We start from the raw sequence: 17,573 nt of genomic DNA, 5'->3' as shown, positions 1-17,573 counted from the left end.
CGAGGGCGCCGGCTCAGCGCGGCGCGTCGCCGCGGCGGTACTCCGCGGTGGCCTCGTCGAGCCGGGCCTTGAGCTCGGGATCGAGCGCGAGCTCGCCCGCGGCGAGCGTGGCGTCCAGCTGATCCGGCCGGCTGGCGCCGATGATCGCCGACGTGATCGCCGGGTTGGCGAGCACCCACGCCACGGCGACCGTCGTGAGGGACTGGCCCGCCTCGGCGACGAGGCCCTGCAGCTTCTCCACGGTCGCGAAGGCGCGCTCGTTCCAGTAGCGCTGCTGGTAGTTGGACGCCGCCGTGCCGAGCGTGAAGCGCGTGCCCGGCGTGGGGTCGCCGCGGTGGTGCTTGCCCGTGAGGAAGCCGCCCGCGAGCGGGTTGTAGGGGATGACCCCGAGGCCCTCCTCCTGCGCCAGCGGGAGCAGCTCGCGCTCGATCTCGCGGAACAGCAGCGCGTAGCGCGGCTGCACGGAGACGAAGCGCGTCAGCCCCCGCGCCTCGGCGCGGCCGAGCGCGCGCGCCAGGCGATAGGCCAGGTAGTTGGAGACGCCGATGTACCGCGCCTTGCCGGAGCGCACCACGACGTCGAGCGCCTCCAGCGTCTCGTCGATCGGCGTGTCGCGGTCGTCGGAGTGCAGCTGATAGAGATCCACGTAGTCGGTGCCGAGCCGGCGCAGCGAGGCGTCGATGGCGTCCAGGATGTGCTTGCGCGAGGCGCCCTGATCCCACTCGTTCGGGCCGACGCGGCCGACGCACTTCGTGGCCACGATGAACCGATCGCGCTTGCCCTTGAGCCAGCGGCCGACGATCTCCTCGGTGCGGCCGGCGGTCGGCAGGCCGCCGCCGAGCGGATACACGTCCGCCGTGTCGAGGAAGTTGACGCCGGCGGCCGCGGCCTTGTCGAGGATGACGCGCGAGGTCTCCTCGTCCGTCTGGAAGCCGAACGTCATCGTGCCAAGGCACAGGCGGGAAACGGTGAGGCCGGTACGGCCGAGGCGGGTAGTCGGGATGGTCATGGTCTTCCGTTGGGTTCTGTACTAGATACGGATCAATAGTAGATCGGCCCGACGCTGCCACCGCCGGCGACGACGGCGTCGCCGTTGATGGCGACGCTCCTCGGCGAGGCGAGGAACGCGACCACATACGCGACCTCGCGGGCGTCCACGATGCGGCCGATGCTCACCGACGCGGCCAGGTCCTGCTCGGACTCCGGCCGGGTGCGCTCGGTGCGCGTCGCGCCGGGGTGCACGACGGTCACGTTGATCCCCTTCGGGCCCAGCTCATCCGCCAGGTTCTTCGTGATCGCCGCCACGCCGACGTTGCGCAGCGTGGCGACCGGGCGGCCCGTCTTGCGCACCGCCAGCCCGCCGATGTTGATGATGCGGCCCCAGCCGTTCGAAACGAGGTGCGGCGCGACGGCGCGCGCGGTCCGCAAATACCCCACCACCTTGATGTTGATGTCCTCGATCACCTGCTCGTCGAGGATCTGATCGAGGCGGGTGGCCGGCGAGATCCCGCCCGGCAGGGCGGCGTTGTTGACCAGGATGTCCACGCCGCCCAGCGCGGCGACGGCGCGCTCGACGAGCGTGTTGACCGACGTCTCGTTGCCTGTGTCGACCACCAGCGGGACGACGCGGCGGCCGGTCTCCGCCGCGAGCTCGGCCGCGGTCGCCTCCAGCTTGTCCTTGCCGCGCGCGGCGATCACGACGTCGGCGCCCTCGCGCGCCAGCTCCCGCGCGATGGCCTTGCCGATGCCGCGGCTGCCGCCCGTCACGATGGCGCGTTTTCCGGTGAGTTCGAGGTCCAAGAGCGGCTCCCTTCCAGGGTAGACACGAGGTCTGGGTTACGTGCGCCGAGGCGCGGCAAAGGTTCGACCGATCACGCCAGACAGCGCTCCTTGCGGCGGCCGCGCGCGGCAAGTCCGGTGAGGAGAGCGGACATGGCTGCTCCCCGCGCCGATGAGCGGAGTCGGACGGCGAGCCGCGCATAGCACGTTTCGTTCCAGCCGGCGCTCACACGCCCTTCTCGTGGAACGGCACGCGCCCGCCGGGCGCGGCGCCGTCCGGTCATTCACCCGGCGGCCGTGCCCTCCCGGCGGCGTCGCGCCGCGCCGGCGCGCCGGCCGGCGGCTCGCCTGTTGCGCCCGCAGCAACCTGCTGGCGCGGTGCTGCCGGCGAGGCAGCCCGCGCGCCGGCCACACCGAGCCTGTCGAGGAGCGCGAGCACGCCCGCCGCGAGCGCGAGGATCGGCGCGACGATCACGCCGCCGAACCACGCGAGCGCGTGGGCGACGCCGAGCGTGGCGTCGCCCGCGCTGCCGGGCGGCGCCGTGCCGCTCAGCACGGAGACGTGCTCGCGCAGGCCGAGCAGGTGGCAGGCGACGAGGGCCGCGGCGAGCAGCGCGGCGCCGAGGGCGAGCGCGCGGGTCACGGGGCACCTCCCGCGGCGGCGATCCGCTCCCAGAGCGGGCCGAAGCTCAGCGCGTAGAGCAGCGCCGCGTCGCCGACCTGGTTGCTCGCGGCGTAGCGCAGCCGGTCGCCCTCGCGGATCGGAAACGCGGCGAAGTCGAGCGAGGTGAGCAGCGCCCCGAGGTACGGCGCGTCGCCGAAGGCCGCCGCGCCGAGGAGCGCGAGGCCGCTCGATCCGGCGCTCGCGCCCACGAGGGGCACGATCGGGCCCGAGTCCACGTCCTCCGGGCCGGACCAGGAGCGCGGCCACTCGCGCGCCCAGCCGAAGCCGAGGAGATCCGCGCCGAGCTCACGGCGCGCCCGCGCGTACTGATCGCGCGCGAAATCCGGGTCGATCAGGAGCAGCGCGTGCGCGACCAGCCACAGGGACGACCCCTCGGGGCCGTCCAGGATCCTGCCGTCGTGCGTGTAGCTCGACACGAGCAGCCCGGTCTTCGGGTCCACCAGCCTGGCGCGCGCGGCCGCGAGCCAGCGGCGGCCGAGGTCCAGCCCGCGGCGCTCGCCGCGCAGCGCGTCGGCCATGCGCATGGCGGCGAGGGCGAGCGTGTTGCAGAAGGTCCAGCACTCGTCGGGGTAGCTCTCGGCCGACAGCACGGGGCTCCGCTCCATGCGGGCCTGCATCTCGGCGACGCGGGCGTCGAGCTCGGCTTCGTACGCGGCGCGGCGCTCGACCAGCGCTCGGGCGCCCAGCATGAGCGCGATCTCGCCGTCCACGAAGAGGCTGCGCGCGGGCTGCTGCACGAACGGCCTCCCCGTGGCGTAGGGCATCATGAAGTGCAGCATCCCGCGCTCGCGCTCGAGCGCGAGGGTCTCGTCGACGATCCGATCCATCACGGCGAGGTGGCGCGCCTCGGCCCCTGGCTCCCGCAGCGCGGCGCTGGCGAGGCCGAGGACGAGGAAGGTCCGACCCATGAAGTCCCACTCGGCGTTCGTGGCCCGCATCCGCGCGAGCGTCGCGTCCTTCGCGGCCGTGTCCTCCCACAGGGAGAGCTGGTGCGCGAGCAGCGCCCGGCCGCGCGGCGAGAGCTCCCCGGAAGGGCGGTGCTCGGCGGCGTCGTGCCGGAAGAACACGTGCAGGCAAGGGAGCCAGACCGCCGCGGCGATCAGCAGCGACAGCGCGACGGCGCCGAGCCGGCGCAGGCGCCCGGCGGGGCGGCGCGCGACGCTGGCGGGAGAGAGGTCGGTCATGGGGCTGGACCCTGGTGCGGCGCCGTGGCCGGGCCGCGTGCGAGATGTGGCGGTTCCGAGGAGGCCTCGGGGATTTTATCACCGGGAGCCCACCCCGGAGGCGGTCGCGCCGGTGCTGGCCCCGGGCGCCGCGCGTGACCTCGAAGGGGCGAGGATCCGAGAGCTCCCCTCATCAGGTGTTCATTCGCACCGCGGTGACTGACAGCGTGGAGGGGAGATGGGTGTTCTCCGGCGATGTCGCTCCCGCCCTTTCGCAGCGCCGATCACAGGACTCATCGATTCACCACGTCGTCCAGGTCAGGCCGCGTGCGCAGGCCGCATCCGCCGTTCTCCTCACCTCACCCGGCGTCAGGAAGTTGCTCTCGCTGTTGTGTCACGTTCGCGTGTGGCAGGATATCTACCTTCTCGACAGGGAGATCATTCATCTATGTACACACGGACATCGAAGGCGGGTATCGCTGCCTGGATCATCGTGTCAGCGGTCGCGAGCGGCGTGTTCATCGGGTGCGGTTCCGGCGGTGAGCCGACATCGAGCGCGACGGGCACAGGGGGCGGTGGAGGCGACGGCGGCGGCGGAGACGGCGGCGCCGGCGGAGATGGCGGCGCCGGCGGCGCCGGGGCCGCGAGCGGCACCGGGGGCTCGGGGGCCTCCACGGGCGCGGGCGGGGAAGACCCGTACACGTGGCTGGAGGACGCGACCTCTCCGGAGTCGCTCGAGTGGGTGCAGGAGACGAACCAGGCGACGCTCGACGCCCTGACCGAGGGCGAGCCGTTCACGTCGCTCTACGACGATCACTACCGCGAGAGGACGAAGGAGCCGCCGCTCCGGTGCATCCCGGAGCCGGACGGCTTCGTCTACCAGTTCAAGCAGGACGCGACCAACCCGCGCGGGGTGTGGCGCCGGACGGCGGCGGAGGCCTGCCTGGCCGCGGCGCCCGCGTGGGACGTCCTGCTCGACGTCGACCAGCTCGCGACCGAGGAGGACGAGGACTGGGTCTATGCGGGGTCGGACTGTTACTACAACGATACCGACCTGTGCCTCATCTCGCTCTCGCGGGGGGGCAAGGACGCCATCGTCATCCGCGAGTTCGACAAGACGACGCGCGCGTTCGTCGCCGACGGCTTCGTCCTCCCCGAGGCCAAGTCCTATGTCGCGTGGAGCGACAAGGACACCCTGCTCCTCGCGTACGGCACGGACGAGGAAACGCTCACGACCTCGGGCTACCCGCGGCAGGTGAAGATCTGGCGCCGCGGCACCCCGCTCTCCGAGGCGAAGCTCGTCTTCGAGGCCGAGAAGGACACGGTCCTCTCCGCCGGCGCGACCGTTCATGACGTCGACGGGTCGAGCCTCAGGATCATCACGAGCTACGTCGACTTCTACCACGCGGACAACTACGTGCTCGGGAGCGACGATGTGCCGGTGAAGATCGAGGTGCCCCAGGACGCCACGATCTGGGATCTCTTCCAGGGCAAGCTGCTGGTCCGGCTCGCCTCGGACTGGAGCGTCTCCGGCGCGACGCTGAAGTCCGGCTCGCTCGCCGCCGTCTCGCCAGACGACGCGGCCTCGAGCGCGGAGCTCGTGTACGCGCCCGACGAGCGGAGCGCCTTCGTCGGGCTCACGAAGTCGAGGGAAGGCATCCTCGTCACGCAGCTCCGCGACGTCGCCGCCGAGGTCCTCTCCTTCACCTCCACGGACAGCGGGTGGACCTCGAAGGCGGTCCCCATCCCGCCGCTCGGGGACGCCGACGTCACCGCGGATCCGCGCATGGATGACGCGTATGTCACGTTCAGGAGCTTCCTTCAGCCCACGACGGTGTACCAGGTGCGGCCCGAGGGCGAGACGTACGAGGTGACGGAGATCAGCGCTTCCCCCGCGCTGTTCGACGCCTCGCCGTTCGAGGTCTCGCAGGACACCGCGACGAGCAAGGACGGCACCAAGGTGCCTTATTTCGTCGTCAAGCGCGCGGGGGCGCCCGCGGACGGCGACAACCCGACCCTCCTCTACGGCTACGGCGGGTTCGAGTACACGCTGCCGCCGTTCTACCTGGGGCTCACCGGCAAGCACTGGCTCGAGAAGGGCGGAGTCTACGTGCTCGCCAACATCCGCGGCGGCGGGGAGTTCGGGCCCGCGTGGCATCAGGCTGCGATCCTGGAGAACAAGCAGCGGTCGTACGACGACTTCATCGCCATCGCCGAGGACCTGATCGCGAAGGGCATCACCTCCCCCGCGCACCTGGCGATCCAGGGCGGGAGCAACGGCGGCCTCCTGGTCGGCGCCGTCACCATGCAGCGGCCCGACCTCTTCGGCGCCGTCTCCTGCGAGGTACCCCTGCTCGACATGCTGCGCTACCACGAGATCGGCGCAGGGGCGAGCTGGATGGGCGAGTACGGCGACCCCGAGGATCCCGAGATGGCCGAGATCATCCGCGCCTACTCGCCGTACCACAACATCGAGGCTGGCGTGGAGTACCCGCCGATCCTGTTCACGACGACCACCACCGACGATCGCGTCCACCCCGCGCACGCGCGCAAGATGGCCGCGCGCCTGAAGGAGATGAACATCCCCTTCTATTTCTACGAGGGTGAGAAGGGTGGACACGCTGGCTCCGCAGATCCCGAGACCTACGCGTTCCTCCAGGCGCTGAACACGACGTACCTCTATCGCGTCTTCGAGACCCAGTAGGAGAGCTCCCCGCGCTCGAGCCGCCAGGGCGGAGGCGCCGAGGAGGAGCGATCCACTCGTGTTCTCCCCCTGGCGCTCCTGGCGTCGTGGCGGTCTCCCCTTTTCCTTCCACACCCATTGACGCGCCTGGAAGGCGCGCTCGATCCGTCAGGACGGGTCGAAGAGGACGTGGAGCGCCTCGGGGCCGCGGAACGCAAAGCCCTTGATCTCCGGCGCCGGCGCGGCCGGGTCGAGGCGCAGGTCGGTGAGCCGGTCGAAGATGGCGTTGAGCGCGACGCGCATCTCGAGGCGCGCGAGGTGGAGCCCGAGGCACTGGTGCGGGCCGGAGCCGAACGCGAGGTGCGGCTGGGGAGGCCGGTCGAGGCGGAACGTGTCGGCCGCCTCGTAGCGGGCCTCGTCGCGGCACGCCGAGCTCGTGATGACGTTGATCGCCGAGCCGGCGGGGATGGGGCACCCCGCGATCTCTGTGTCTCGCGTGGCGACCCTGGACACCAGCGTGATGCTCGTGTCCCAGCGCAGCGCCTCCTCGACGACGGCAGGGATCAGCGACCGATCGGCGATTACCTGGGCCATCACGGCCGGGCGCGTGAGCAGGGCGACGAGCGCGTTGCCCAGCGCCCGGAACGTCGTCTCCGCCCCGGCGGGCAGCAGCAGGAGGAGAAAGCCGTAGATCTTCTCCTCCGTGAGGCGCTGACCGTCGATCTCCGCGGCGAGGAGCTCGCTGATGAGATCGCCCGCGGGCTCGCGCCGGCGGGCCTCGATGATGTCGGCGAGGTAGCTCCGCATCGCCTGCGAGGAAGCGATGCCCCGCGGCGGGTTCAGCGCGCCCTGCGCGACGTCCTCCGACCACCTGGCGAACTGCTCCTGATCCTGGAGCGGCACACCGACGATGCCGCAGATGACCTGAACCGGGTACTTCAGGACGACCTCGCGCATGAGGTCGGCGCGCCCGGCGGGCGCGATGCCGCCGAGCAGCCGGGCGATCGTGGGCCGCACCAGCGCGTCGTCCCACCGCTCGAGCACGGAGGCCCGGAACGCGTGCGCCACCAGATTGCGGTACTGGCGGTGCTCCTTGCCGTCCATGGCCAGCATGGTCTCGCCCATGTACCTGCCGATCACGGCGTTGTTGATCGAGCTCGAGAACGTCTCGCTGTCGCGCAGCACGCGCTCCGCGTCTTCATGGCGGAAGACGACGAAGCTGGGCTCGGGGCTGATCGCCGAGGCGTCGTAACGGCGGACCGGGGTCTCCGCCCTGGCCCTGGCCCACGTCGGATGCGGCTGGGCGTCCGAGAAGTCGAGGATGGATAGAGGCCTCTTGTCGTCCATCCTCACAAGCTATCGATACCCAGGCGGCAGATCAACGAGGGGCGTCCGGGCGGAAGAGCTTGGTCGCGATCGCGCGCGTCATGGCGAGGATGTTACCGCGCGTGAAGCGGAACCAGAAGCCGACGTAGCATCCGTTCGTGCGGAAGCCGGGGTTCACCGCGGCGTAGCGCCGCGCGGCCGGGCGGTCGAAGTAGCGCGACGGGTAGCGGCTCCGCGTCTCCTCGGTCATGAAGATGTTGACCAAGAAGAGGCCGGTCTCTTCGTCTACACGGAAGTCGCTCTCCCGGGCGAGCGCGATGAACGCCGCGCGCACGGCCTCGTCCTCGTCCCCGCCGCGGCGCCCCGGGTCGAAGATCTGGTAATGCGCGAGCGCCTCGGTGATGGCAACGAAGCCGAAGAGGCTGGCAATAGAGAGGCGGTACAGGCGGGTCCGCGGCGCGCGGCGCTTCGTGTCGAGCAGGAACACGAGGCCAGAGACGAGGTGCAGCCCGCGCGTCCGGAAGGCAGGCGCGATCCTCAGCTTGCCGCCCACGATGGCCAGGCTGCGCGGCAAGGCCAGGGGCGCCGTCTTCCAGAACTGGAAGCCGACGATCTCGCCCGTGTCGGCGCGGCGGAAGACGTGGACGACATCGTTGGTCTCGGCGTGGACGCGGAAGTGCTCGAAATCCTCGGCCATGAGCGCGGTCGAGAGGGCGTGGAGCTCGCGCAGGCGCGGCCCGGTGAAGTCGCGCCGCCGGAGGACCTCGAGGCGGACGGCGGGGCGGCGCGGGGAGAGACGGAGAGCGAGGTTCAGCATGGGGGGGTCCGTGGGGTCGAGCAGCCGCGCGGGGCTCGCGGCGCCCCGGTGGCTCGTCTTGTCGAGCGGCTCGGAGCTCTTGTACCGCGTCTCGACGCCGGATGGCGGCGCGCGCGCCCGAAGGCGTGCTCCAGGCCCACTCCGAGCGTGGCGCCGGACGCGGCGGCGCCGCTTCGGCCATCGGGGAGCCGACGCTCGCCGCGACTGCCAGCGTGGCCACCGATCCGTCGGGAGCCCCCGCGGCCCGTGCGCTCCGGCGTCAGCGCTGCGCAGGGTGACCCGGGCGATGTCCCGCGCGGGCGCGGCGACGGCGGCGACGGTAACGAGGAGCGCGGCGCCGCAATGCGCCAGATCGTCGCAACGGCCCTCGGCAGCGAGTGAACTGTGCCTTGCATTGCAACGGTGCCGCAAAATGCCGCACCAGGTATCGTTGCTCACGTCATGTTTTCTTGCGGATGGGACCGAAGTGTGGTTCGTTTATCGTAGACGACACATGCACTGTAGGGAGATTGGACTACTCGTGGGACTCGCGTCCCTAGCCTCGGTATCCTGCTCGCCGACAGCGCCCGTTCACCCCGAGGATGCGATCGTCCTCGGGGCCCTCCTCCCGTTCTCCGGGAGCGAGTCGGCGATCGGCCGCAACCTCGAACAGGCGATATTGCTCGCGATCGAGGACGTGAACGCCGCAGGTGGGCTTGACGGTAGACCGTTCGACATCATGAGCCGAGACAGTCACTCGAGCTCGGACCGTGGGTTGGATCAGCTGCTCGCCCTGCTTTACCTGGATGACGTCCACTACGTGATCGGGCCCGAGGAGAACGATATAGCCCGTGAGATCTCGCCGGACGTGAAGGCGCTCGATCGGTTCCAGATGTTGCCGGGCTATGCCGCCCCCGCCGCCGCGCGCAGCGAGACGATGGGGGGCTGGATGCGGCTCGCCCCCTCCCCGTTCGCCGTCGGTTGCGCGCTCGCGAAGTATGCCACTCACGAGAGCATCGATACAGTGAACACCCTCGCGGCGCGGGACGACTACAACGCCAGCGTCAGCAGGGAGTTCACGAGCCACTTCGTGGCGCTCGGGGGCAGGGTCCTCCCCTCGGTGACGTTCGCGTCGGGCGAGCTGACGTACACGAGCAAGATCGAGTCCGCCTTCCAGCCGAACGCCGGCCGGACGCTCCTGGCCGCTTATCCCGCCACCGCCTCGACCATCGTGACCGAGTGGACCGTCTCCGGACGGCCGGGCACCTGGCTCCTCGGCCCTGCGCTGCGCGCCGAGGCGCTCTTCGCCAACATCCCCGCTGGCTCTCTCGACGGGTACTTCGGGGTCTCGCCTTCGCTCAGCCTGCGGAGCGAGTGCCAGCTCGTGGACGAAGCCCAGGAGGCGGTCAGCTGCACGACCGAGAACGCCGCGGCCTTCGTCGAGCGCTTCTCCAGCCGGTGGAACGGCGAAGCGCCGTTCCCCGCGGCGCACTTCTATTACGACGGTGTCGTCCTCATCGCGATGGGCCTCGTGTACGCCCAGGCGACGGGCGGGGAGATCCCTTCGTCCGGACATGCGCTGCAGACGATCATCGGCGAGCTCAACAACCCCGAGAACGACGTGGCCTCATGGCGGGATCTGAAATCGGCGATGGCCAGCCTGCGCGCTGGGATCCCCCTCCGCTACGCCGGGGCAGCCGCGGAGTACGAGTTCGACCGGTACGGGGCGAGCAAGCATTACTTCATGCAGAAGTGGACCATCGACAGCGAGACCTTCGTCGATCTCGCCCCGGTCCCCGTCACGTGCGCGACCGACGAATGATCCCGCGGCGAGCTCGCCTGTCGCTCTCCCGGAGGTGAGCTCACCGCGGCAGACCTCGTCCATCGCTCCCGCGCCGCTTCGCTATGCCACCGCAAAAGCGGCGCTCAACAGGTCCTGCGGCCGGGACGAGGCGCCGATGTGGACGCGGAACTCTCCCGGCTCCACCACGCGGCGCCCCTCGGCGTCGAGCATGGAGAGCTCCGAGGCGGGGACGTCGAAGCGCACCGTGCGCGCCTCGCCGGCCGCGAGGCTCAGGCGGCGGAACGCCTTGAGCTCCTTCAGCGCCCACGTGGACGACGTCACCAGATCCTCGATGTACAGCTGGACGATCTCCACGCCTTCGCGCCCTCCGGCGTTGGTGACCGTCACCTCGAAGGAGGCCGCGCCCTCCCTGCCCACGCTGGGTGTCAGCACCTTCAGATCGCCATACGCAAAGCGCGTGTAGCTCAGGCCGAAGCCGAAGGCGAACGCCGGCTCCTGCGTGAGATCGGCGTAACGGGCCCCGTGCTGGCCGCGGGCCTGGTTGTAGAACACCGGCTGCTGGCCCACGTGGTACGGGAACGAGATCGTCAGCTTGCCCGAGGGGTTGATCCGCCCGAAGACCGCCTCCGCGACCGCCCGCCCGCCCATCATCCCCGGGTTGAACGCCTCGACGATGGCGGCCGCGCCGAGCACCGATCGCGGCAGCACCAGCGGCTTGCTGTTGACGAGGACCACGACCGTGGGCACGCCGGTCCGGGCGATCTCGTCGGCGAGCGCCCGCTGCCCGCCCATCAGCTCGAGGGTCGCCGTGCTCTTCGTCTCGCCGATGAACTCGATCCGATCCCCGACGACGAGGACCACCACGTCGGCGCCCCGGGCCAGCTCGACCGCCGCGGCGATGCCCGACTCGTCCTCGCTCACCACCGAGCAGCCCGCGGCGTGGACCACCTCGCACCCCGGCGGCGCGAGCTCCCGGATCCCGTCCACGATCGTGACGATGCTCGAGCGCGGGTGCTGAGGACCGTTGCCGCCGCTCATCTGGCCGGACCCGAGCGACCAGTCGCCCAGCTGGGCGATCGGGTCGTCCGCGTTGGGGCCGATCACCGCGATCCGCCGCAGCGGCGCCGGCCCGGCGGCGCTCGCCCCGTCGGCGAGCGGCAGGAGGCCGTCGTTCTTCAGCAGCACCAGCGACGCCCGCGCGACCTCCAGGTTGAGGTCCCGGTGGGCCGCGCACCCGATGACCTCCTTGATCCGCTGCTCGCTGCTGTACCCAGGGTCCTCGAAGAGCCCCAGGGAGAACTTGAGCGCAAGGACGCGCCGCACCACCGCGTCGATCTCGGCCTCCGCCAGGAGCCCGCGGCGCACCGCCTCCTGGGCGCCCTCGTAGAACTGCGGTGTGGCCATCATGAGATCGTTGCCGCTGCGGATCGCCAGCGTGGCCGCCTCGGCCATGTCCTTGCAGACCTTCTGATCGAGCACGAGGTTACCGACGTTGTTCCAGTCGGTCACGACGATCCCCTGGAAGCCCCACTCCTCCTTGAGGACCTCCGTCAGGAGCCAGCGATTGGCGGTGGCCGGGATCCCGTCCATCGACTGGTATCCTGTCATGAAGGCCATGCAGCCGCCCTGCGCGGCCCGCTCGAAGGGCGGCAAGAAATACGAGCGCAGGTAGCGCCGGGAGATGTTCGCCTCCGACGCGTCGCGCCCGCCCAGCGTCTCCGAGTACCCCGCGTAATGCTTCGCCGTCGCCAGCACCGCGTCCGGGTCGTCGAGGCCCTTGCCCTGATAGCCCTTCACCATCGCGCAGGCGAGCTCGCCGATGAGATAGGGGTCCTCGCCGAACGTCTCCCCCACCCTCCCCCAGCGAAGATCGCGCGTGAGGCACAGGACGGGAGAGAACGTCCATTTGAGCCCGGTGGCCCGCATCTCGGCGGCGGTGACCCGCGCCACCTTCTCCAGGAGCCCTGGCTCCCAGCTGCACGCCATGCCGAGCTGCGTGGGGAAGATCGTGGCGCCCGCCCAGAAGGAATGGCCGTGGATCCCGTCGTCCGCCATCAGGACCGGGATGCCGAGGCGGGTGCCCAGCGCGCGCCGGATCGCCGCGTCCGCGTCCTTCCCGTTGCAGTGCAGGAGGCTGCCGACCTTCATGCGCCCGATCGCGTCTTCGAGATCTCCCTGGGCGTCCAGCTGCATGAGCTGCCCGACCTTCTCGTCCAGGGTCATCCGACTCAGGAGGTCTTCCACCCGCTTGCCCACGGGTTGCCCGGCATCTTTGTAGAGGGGAGCGTCGTTCATGAGTTCTCCTGGTCGAGGTGGGGGCGCACGATAACAGGTCCGCCCGGCGGGGCAAGAGCGGGTCTTCTACCGTGCGTGCTTGGGAGATCCAGACTGACGCTCACGTCGGAGCGAGGTGGCGTGTCGGGAGGTTCGCCTTCAGCCCTCGACCTCGCGCTCGATCACCGGATCGGTGATGGCCATGGCGACCTCCTTTGAGCAGGAGAGACCGCCCCGCGCGCGTGCGCCGGTCAGCCGAGCCGCCGATCGACCGACCACGCGCCGCTCCCGCGCACCACGATCGCCGCGGCGATGGCGATGGCGAGCGCGTGGTACTCCCACCCCTCCCCCGCCTGGTTCCCGAGCCAGTTCATGAAGAACCCGTTCGGGAGGTGGGTCGTCGCCGCGACCAGCAGGAGCGCGCCGAGCCCGGCCGCCGCGAGCCGCCCGAAGGCGCCGGCGAGCAGCGCGAGCGGCGCGACGAGCTCCGTCACGATCGCGAGGGTCGCGAGCGGGCCGGGGATCCCGATCGACACCATCCAGCCGCGGGTCCCGGCGTAGCCGAAGCCGCCGAACCAGCCGAGCAGGTGCTGCGCCCCGTGCGGGAACATCACCGCCGCGAGCACGACCCGCAGCGCGAGCGCCACGCCGTCGTCCTCGGTCCGCGCGATCCGCGCGACCACCGCGGCGGCCGCGCCCGCCCTCTCCCGCTGCCGCTGCCCGGAGGCGATCGCGATCGCGCTCATCGCTGCACCTCCACCGCCGCCGCCGCCGGTCGCTCGAGCGCGAGCCCGGCGTCGCGCCACGCCGCCTTGCCGCCCGCGAACACCCGCACCGCGCCGTAGCCGAGCGCGGCGAGCCGCGCCGCGGCCGCGTGGGAGTTCCGGCACGTCGGCCCCGAGCAATAGACGACGATGGCCGTCTCCCGGCTCGGCGCGAGCCGCGCGATGCTCCGCTCGAGCCCGTCCAGCGGCAGGTTCACCGCCCCCGGCAGGTGCCCCGCCTCGTAATACGCCGCCGGCAGCACCTCCGCGACGACGAGGCCTTCACCCCGGCCGATCCGCTCCGACAGCTCCTCCAACCCGATCTCGTTCGACATGATGAGCCCTCCTTGGCTGACGGCCCGAGCCCCTCGGCGCCGTCGACGAGGGGAATCTGCGCGCTCCCGCGTCCGTCATCCAACGAATGATCCTGATGAGGTATCATCACGAACGTGAATCTCGCGACCGTGAACCTGAACCTCCTCGTCGCGCTCGACGCCCTCCTCGCCGAGCGCCACGTCACGCGCGCCGCCGCGCGGGTCGGGGTCACGCAGAGCGCGATGAGCAACGCCCTCCGCCAGCTCCGCGCGCTCTTCGACGATCCGCTCTTCGTCCGCGGCCCGCGCGGGGTGACGCCGACCCCGCGCGCGCTTTCGCTCGCCGAGCCGGTGCGCCGCGGCCTCGCCGCGCTCTCCGAGGCGTTCGCCGAGCCGAGGTTCGACCCGGCGTCCGCCGAGCGCACGGTCGTCCTCGCCGCGAGCGACTACGTCGAGCTGGTCCTCCTGCCGCCGCTCCTCGCCCGCATCGCGCGCGAGGCGCCGGGCGTCCACCTCGAGGTCCGGCCGTGGGGGCTGCACGAGGTCCCGGACGCCCTCGCGCGGGGGGAGCTCGACCTCGTCCTCGGCTACTTCGATCGCTTGCCGCCGCGGCACCGCCGCGAGCGCCTCTTCGAGGAGCGGTTCGTCTGCCTCGCGCGCCGCGGCCACCCGAGGATCCGCGCCCGGCTCACGCTGAAGGCCTGGGTCGAGACCCCGCACGTCGTCGTCTCGGAGCGGGACGACGGCCCCACGAGCGTCGATCGCGCCCTCGCCGCCCGCGGCCTGCGCCGGACCATCGGCGTCCGCGTCTCGCACTTCCTCCTCGTGCCCTCGCTCGTCGCGAAGACCGACCTCGTGGCGGCGCTCAGCCGCCGGGTCGCCGAGCCCTTCGCGGCCCCGTTCGGCCTGCGCATCTTCCCGCCGCCGCTCGAGCTGCCCGCGGGGCGCGTCGGGATGGTCTGGCACGAGCGGCTCGACGCCGATCCGGGGCACGCCTGGCTCCGCGGCGTCATCTCGGACGTCGCGGCGCACGTGTGATGACGGCGCGCACACGCGGCGCAGCGGGCGGCGCGCCGCCGCGATCGCGCGCTCCTCGGCGCGCTCGGCGATCCGCTCGACGGCGTCGTCGGGCTGGCCACGCGGATCCTCGGCGACGTGAGCGCCCTGATCGCCGAGGGCAACCTCAAGGTGTTCGCCGAGCTCGCCCCCGTGTTCGCGGGCCTCATCGCCGCGCTCGAGGGCGACGTCGGCCGCGAGCCGGCCGCGTTCGAGCGCCTGCTCGCGTCGCTGTCGCCCGGGCCCACGCAGCGCGGCGGCCAGAGCCTGCTGCGCGAGGCGCTCGCCGCGTACCGCGACGCGCGGGTGGAGGGCGACGCGCGGCGCCGGGCCGAGCTGATCTTGCTCGCGAACGCGCAGGTCGGCTTGCACGAGCAGATCCGGCTCCAGCCTTACATCGCGGGCTCGCTCGACGCGCCGATCGGCGACGCGCTGCTCGGGTGGGCGCACGGCGCGGCCACCGCCTCGACCGCCGGGGAGGCGCGCCACGCGGCCCACGGCTGGCTCGACGCGCTCCTGCACCCCGCCGCCGACGAGCTCACGCGCACCTGGGAATGGTTCGCGACGCGCGAGCTGATGACGCTCCGGCTGCCGGACGGCACGCTGCGGCTCGGCCGCGACCTACCGGCGCCCCCCGGGCGGCCGCTCTTCCCGGAGGCGCTGCAGGCGATCGATCTCCCGGCCCTGCGCGCGCTGCTCGGCCAGCTCGACGCGCTCGGCCCGGCGCCGGCGCCGCGGCTCGCCCCCGGTCCGGAGGCGGGCACCGCGGCGCGGAGCTGGGCGCGGCTCTCGGACCGGATGCGCTTCATCGCGGAGCTGTTCCGCTCGCGCCAGCAGGACGCGCGGCTGCTCGAGCCGCCGTTCAGCGAGGCGCAGCGCGCGAGCCTCCTCGAGGGCCGCGTGCCAGACGGGCCGCTCTGACGGCCCGCCCTCGTCGCATCACGCGCGGAGCACGGCGCTGCCCCACGTGAGGCCGCCGCCGAGCGCGCACAGCAGCACGTGCTGCCCGGGCTGGATCCGGCCGTCGCGGAGCGCCTCGTCGAGCGCCATGGCGACCGAGCCGGCGCTCGCGCCCGCCGGGCTGCCCCCGTCGAACGCGCCGAGGACGCGCTGCCTCGGGCACCCGAGGCGCTCGGCGAGGAGCGCGGTGATATGGGCGTCGGCGTGGTGCGGGATCACCCAGTCGAGATCGGCGGGCGCGAGCCCTGCTGTCACGAGCGCCGCGAGGGCCTGCGCGGCGAGGCGCTCCTCCGCGGCCTGCCGCAGCTCGGGCTGGTTCACGCGCAGGTAGTGCCGCCGGTCGGCGAGCCGCTCCTGGGTGAGCGGCTCCGCGGAGCCGCCGCCGGGCACCTGGAGGACGTCGGCCTTCCTCCCGTCGGCGCGGAGGCTGACGCTCAGGATCCCGCGCCCCTCGCCGTCGGCAGGCCCGACGACGACCGCGCCGGCGCCGTCGCCGAAGAGCGCGGCCGCGGCGCGGTCGCGCGGATCCAGGCGATGGGAGAGCAGGTCCGCGCCGATCACGAGGACGTGCTTCATGGTCCCCGCCGTGACGAACTGGTTCGCCACCGAGAGGCCGTAGAGGAACCCCGTGAGCGAGGCGGAGAGGTCGAACGACGGGATGAGCTCTGCGCCGAGCTTCTGCTGCACGTACACGGCGGTCGCGGGCATCGGCGCGTCGCCGCTCGACGTGGCGAGGATGATCATCTCGAGGTCGCGCGGCCCGATGCCGGCCGCGTCGAGGGCCGCCCTGGCCGCGCGCGCCGCCAGGTCGCTCGTCGTCTCGCCGGGCGCGGCGCGGCGCCGCTCGTTGCCCGCGCTCGCGTCGCCCGGGGCGCCGTCCGCCGGCGGCGCGTCGGAAGGCGCCGCGCTCTCCGGGGCGGCGGGCAGGGAGCGGCCTGTGCCGAGGATGCGCGCGCGAGGATTTCTGGCGTCGGACGTCATTGGGAGCGCAGCCTACATCATGGGCTCCGCGTTGAGACGGCCGATCGCGCGGGGCGGGTCGGTCCACGGAATGCTTGAGTCGGGAGCGCGCTCCGGTACATAAAGCGCCGCGATGGCTACGAGCTCCGAAGACAAAGACCGCCCCGACGAGGACGCGCCTTCCGAAGAGGCCGGCGCGAAGGACACCAGCGCGGAGGAGGACGGCGGGAGCCGGGCCGCTCCGCCTGCAGAAGCCGCGGCGCCCGCGAGGGCTTCGCGGCCTGCGAAGCAGGCGGGTGCCGCCCGGCGCCCCGCGGGCAAGAAGCCCGGCGCGCGGCCTCGCGCGGCCGCCCAGCCGCAAGGCGGGTCGCTCGGCAAGAGCATGATCTTGTTCCTCATCATCATTGGCGGCCTGGCCGCGGCGTTCGCCTATTTCGGGCGTGAGCCCGCGGCCGGCACCGCCGGCCCCAAGTGGAAGACCGGGGACAAGGCCCAGGTCGAGGTCACCCTGGTGTCCACGGACATCAAGGATCTCGCCTGCTGGTCGGCCGAGGAGGTCAACGGACGGCATTGTGCGTTCGAGTCCCCCAGCAAGGGGTGGTCGAAGGGCGATGCGGACGACAAGAAGCTGCTCCGCCCATACACCACCACCGATCGCGTCCAGTTCCTCGCGGCCGGCCTCTGGAGCGAGCCCGTCCTCACTAGCAAGCTCCCGTCCGCACGGTTCGCGGTGAAGTGCACCTACACCGTCGAAGGCCGGATGAAGAGGCCCGGCATCCGCTGGACGAGCGAGGGCGCGTGGCTCGACAGGACCGAAGACTGGTACACGGGGCTCCTGTCGGACTGCAAGCTCATCACACCCTGATGTCGCAGGCGCGCCGCGACCATGGAGGGATACGCCGTCCCGCTGCGGATACCCCGTCGCGCTGCGCCGGCGCGACAGCGCGCCGAGCGCGACAGCGCGATGACGGGAGCAGCGCGATGACGCGGCAGCACGCGCCGCGTCGTG

General features: G+C 72.0%; 15 protein-coding genes. 5 read left to right on the top strand and 10 right to left on the bottom strand.

All coding sequences use genetic code 11. The features are described from left to right. Window positions 1–13: 13 nt before the first annotated feature. From WME89_RS15650 to WME89_RS15635, 4 genes are all read right to left on the bottom strand, one after another. On the bottom strand, window positions 14–1,009 hold the full coding sequence (locus WME89_RS15650) for an aldo/keto reductase (RefSeq protein WP_438009943.1): 996 nt from the start codon (window positions 1,007–1,009) through the stop codon (window positions 14–16). 32 nt (window positions 1,010–1,041) lie between these two features. After that, on the bottom strand, window positions 1,042–1,800 hold the full coding sequence (locus WME89_RS15645) for an SDR family NAD(P)-dependent oxidoreductase (protein ID WP_438009942.1): 759 nt from the start codon (window positions 1,798–1,800) through the stop codon (window positions 1,042–1,044). 259 nt (window positions 1,801–2,059) lie between these two features. Further along, window positions 2,060–2,422 carry a hypothetical protein gene (locus WME89_RS15640; RefSeq protein WP_438009941.1) on the bottom strand — a complete coding sequence of 121 codons (363 nt, stop codon included), beginning with the start codon at window positions 2,420–2,422 and terminating at the stop codon, window positions 2,060–2,062. Next, the gene (locus WME89_RS15635; protein WP_438009940.1) at window positions 2,419–3,648 is read right to left on the bottom strand and encodes a hypothetical protein; all 1,230 of its coding nucleotides are present in this window, start codon (window positions 3,646–3,648) and stop codon (window positions 2,419–2,421) included. The genes WME89_RS15640 and WME89_RS15635 overlap by 4 nt, the downstream gene beginning before the upstream one ends. Before the next feature lie 427 nt (window positions 3,649–4,075). Between WME89_RS15635 and WME89_RS15630 the strand changes: the two genes are divergently transcribed. Then, window positions 4,076–6,331, top strand: coding sequence for a prolyl oligopeptidase family serine peptidase (locus WME89_RS15630; RefSeq protein WP_438009939.1), 2,256 nt, complete (start codon window positions 4,076–4,078; stop codon window positions 6,329–6,331). Window positions 6,332–6,478: 147 nt separating this feature from the next. Here the strand turns inward: WME89_RS15630 and WME89_RS15625 are convergent, their stop codons facing one another. Together WME89_RS15625 and WME89_RS15620 are read right to left on the bottom strand one after the other, a co-directional pair. Then, complete coding sequence (locus tag WME89_RS15625; RefSeq protein ID WP_438009938.1) at window positions 6,479–7,657, bottom strand: cytochrome P450; 1,179 nt, start codon at window positions 7,655–7,657, stop codon at window positions 6,479–6,481. 31 nt (window positions 7,658–7,688) lie between these two features. Further along, complete coding sequence (locus tag WME89_RS15620) at window positions 7,689–8,453, bottom strand: hypothetical protein (RefSeq protein WP_438009937.1); 765 nt, start codon at window positions 8,451–8,453, stop codon at window positions 7,689–7,691. Between the two features lie 493 nt (window positions 8,454–8,946). On the opposite strand from WME89_RS15620, the gene WME89_RS15615 reads away from it, so the two are divergent. Continuing rightward, window positions 8,947–10,254 carry an ABC transporter substrate-binding protein gene (locus tag WME89_RS15615; RefSeq protein WP_438009936.1) on the top strand — a complete coding sequence of 436 codons (1,308 nt, stop codon included), beginning with the start codon at window positions 8,947–8,949 and terminating at the stop codon, window positions 10,252–10,254. 81 nt (window positions 10,255–10,335) lie between these two features. Here WME89_RS15615 and WME89_RS15610 read toward each other — a convergent pair whose 3' ends face one another. The 3 genes from WME89_RS15610 to WME89_RS15600 form a co-directional block, all read right to left on the bottom strand. Continuing rightward, window positions 10,336–12,531, bottom strand: coding sequence for a glycoside hydrolase family 3 N-terminal domain-containing protein (locus WME89_RS15610; protein WP_438009935.1), 2,196 nt, complete (start codon window positions 12,529–12,531; stop codon window positions 10,336–10,338). 230 nt (window positions 12,532–12,761) lie between these two features. Next, on the bottom strand, window positions 12,762–13,193 hold the full coding sequence (locus WME89_RS15605; protein ID WP_438011937.1) for a DoxX family protein: 432 nt from the start codon (window positions 13,191–13,193) through the stop codon (window positions 12,762–12,764). 59 nt (window positions 13,194–13,252) lie between these two features. Continuing rightward, window positions 13,253–13,609 carry a rhodanese-like domain-containing protein gene (locus tag WME89_RS15600; protein ID WP_438009934.1) on the bottom strand — a complete coding sequence of 119 codons (357 nt, stop codon included), beginning with the start codon at window positions 13,607–13,609 and terminating at the stop codon, window positions 13,253–13,255. Window positions 13,610–13,723: 114 nt separating this feature from the next. Here WME89_RS15600 and WME89_RS15595 point away from each other — a divergent pair, with 114 nt between their 5' ends. Both WME89_RS15595 and WME89_RS15590 read left to right on the top strand, forming a co-directional pair. Further along, on the top strand, window positions 13,724–14,626 hold the full coding sequence (locus WME89_RS15595; protein WP_438009933.1) for a LysR family transcriptional regulator: 903 nt from the start codon (window positions 13,724–13,726) through the stop codon (window positions 14,624–14,626). 117 nt (window positions 14,627–14,743) lie between these two features. Beyond that, entirely contained in the window at window positions 14,744–15,565 is an 822-nt protein-coding gene (locus WME89_RS15590) for a hypothetical protein (RefSeq protein ID WP_438009932.1), read from the top strand. A gap of 18 nt (window positions 15,566–15,583) precedes the next feature. Here WME89_RS15590 and WME89_RS15585 read toward each other — a convergent pair whose 3' ends face one another. After that, the gene (locus WME89_RS15585; RefSeq protein ID WP_438009931.1) at window positions 15,584–16,585 is read right to left on the bottom strand and encodes a 3-oxoacyl-ACP synthase III family protein; all 1,002 of its coding nucleotides are present in this window, start codon (window positions 16,583–16,585) and stop codon (window positions 15,584–15,586) included. Between the two features lie 112 nt (window positions 16,586–16,697). On the opposite strand from WME89_RS15585, the gene WME89_RS15580 reads away from it, so the two are divergent. Further along, on the top strand, window positions 16,698–17,429 hold the full coding sequence (locus WME89_RS15580; RefSeq protein ID WP_437625958.1) for a hypothetical protein: 732 nt from the start codon (window positions 16,698–16,700) through the stop codon (window positions 17,427–17,429). Window positions 17,430–17,573: the final 144 nt, after the last annotated feature.

The organism is Sorangium sp. So ce321 (assembly GCF_051530195.1).
Taxonomy (GTDB): domain Bacteria; phylum Myxococcota_A; class Polyangia; order Polyangiales; family Polyangiaceae; genus Sorangium.
Note: the sequence above shows the minus strand (reverse complement) of the source record. Positions and strands in the feature narration are given on the sequence as shown.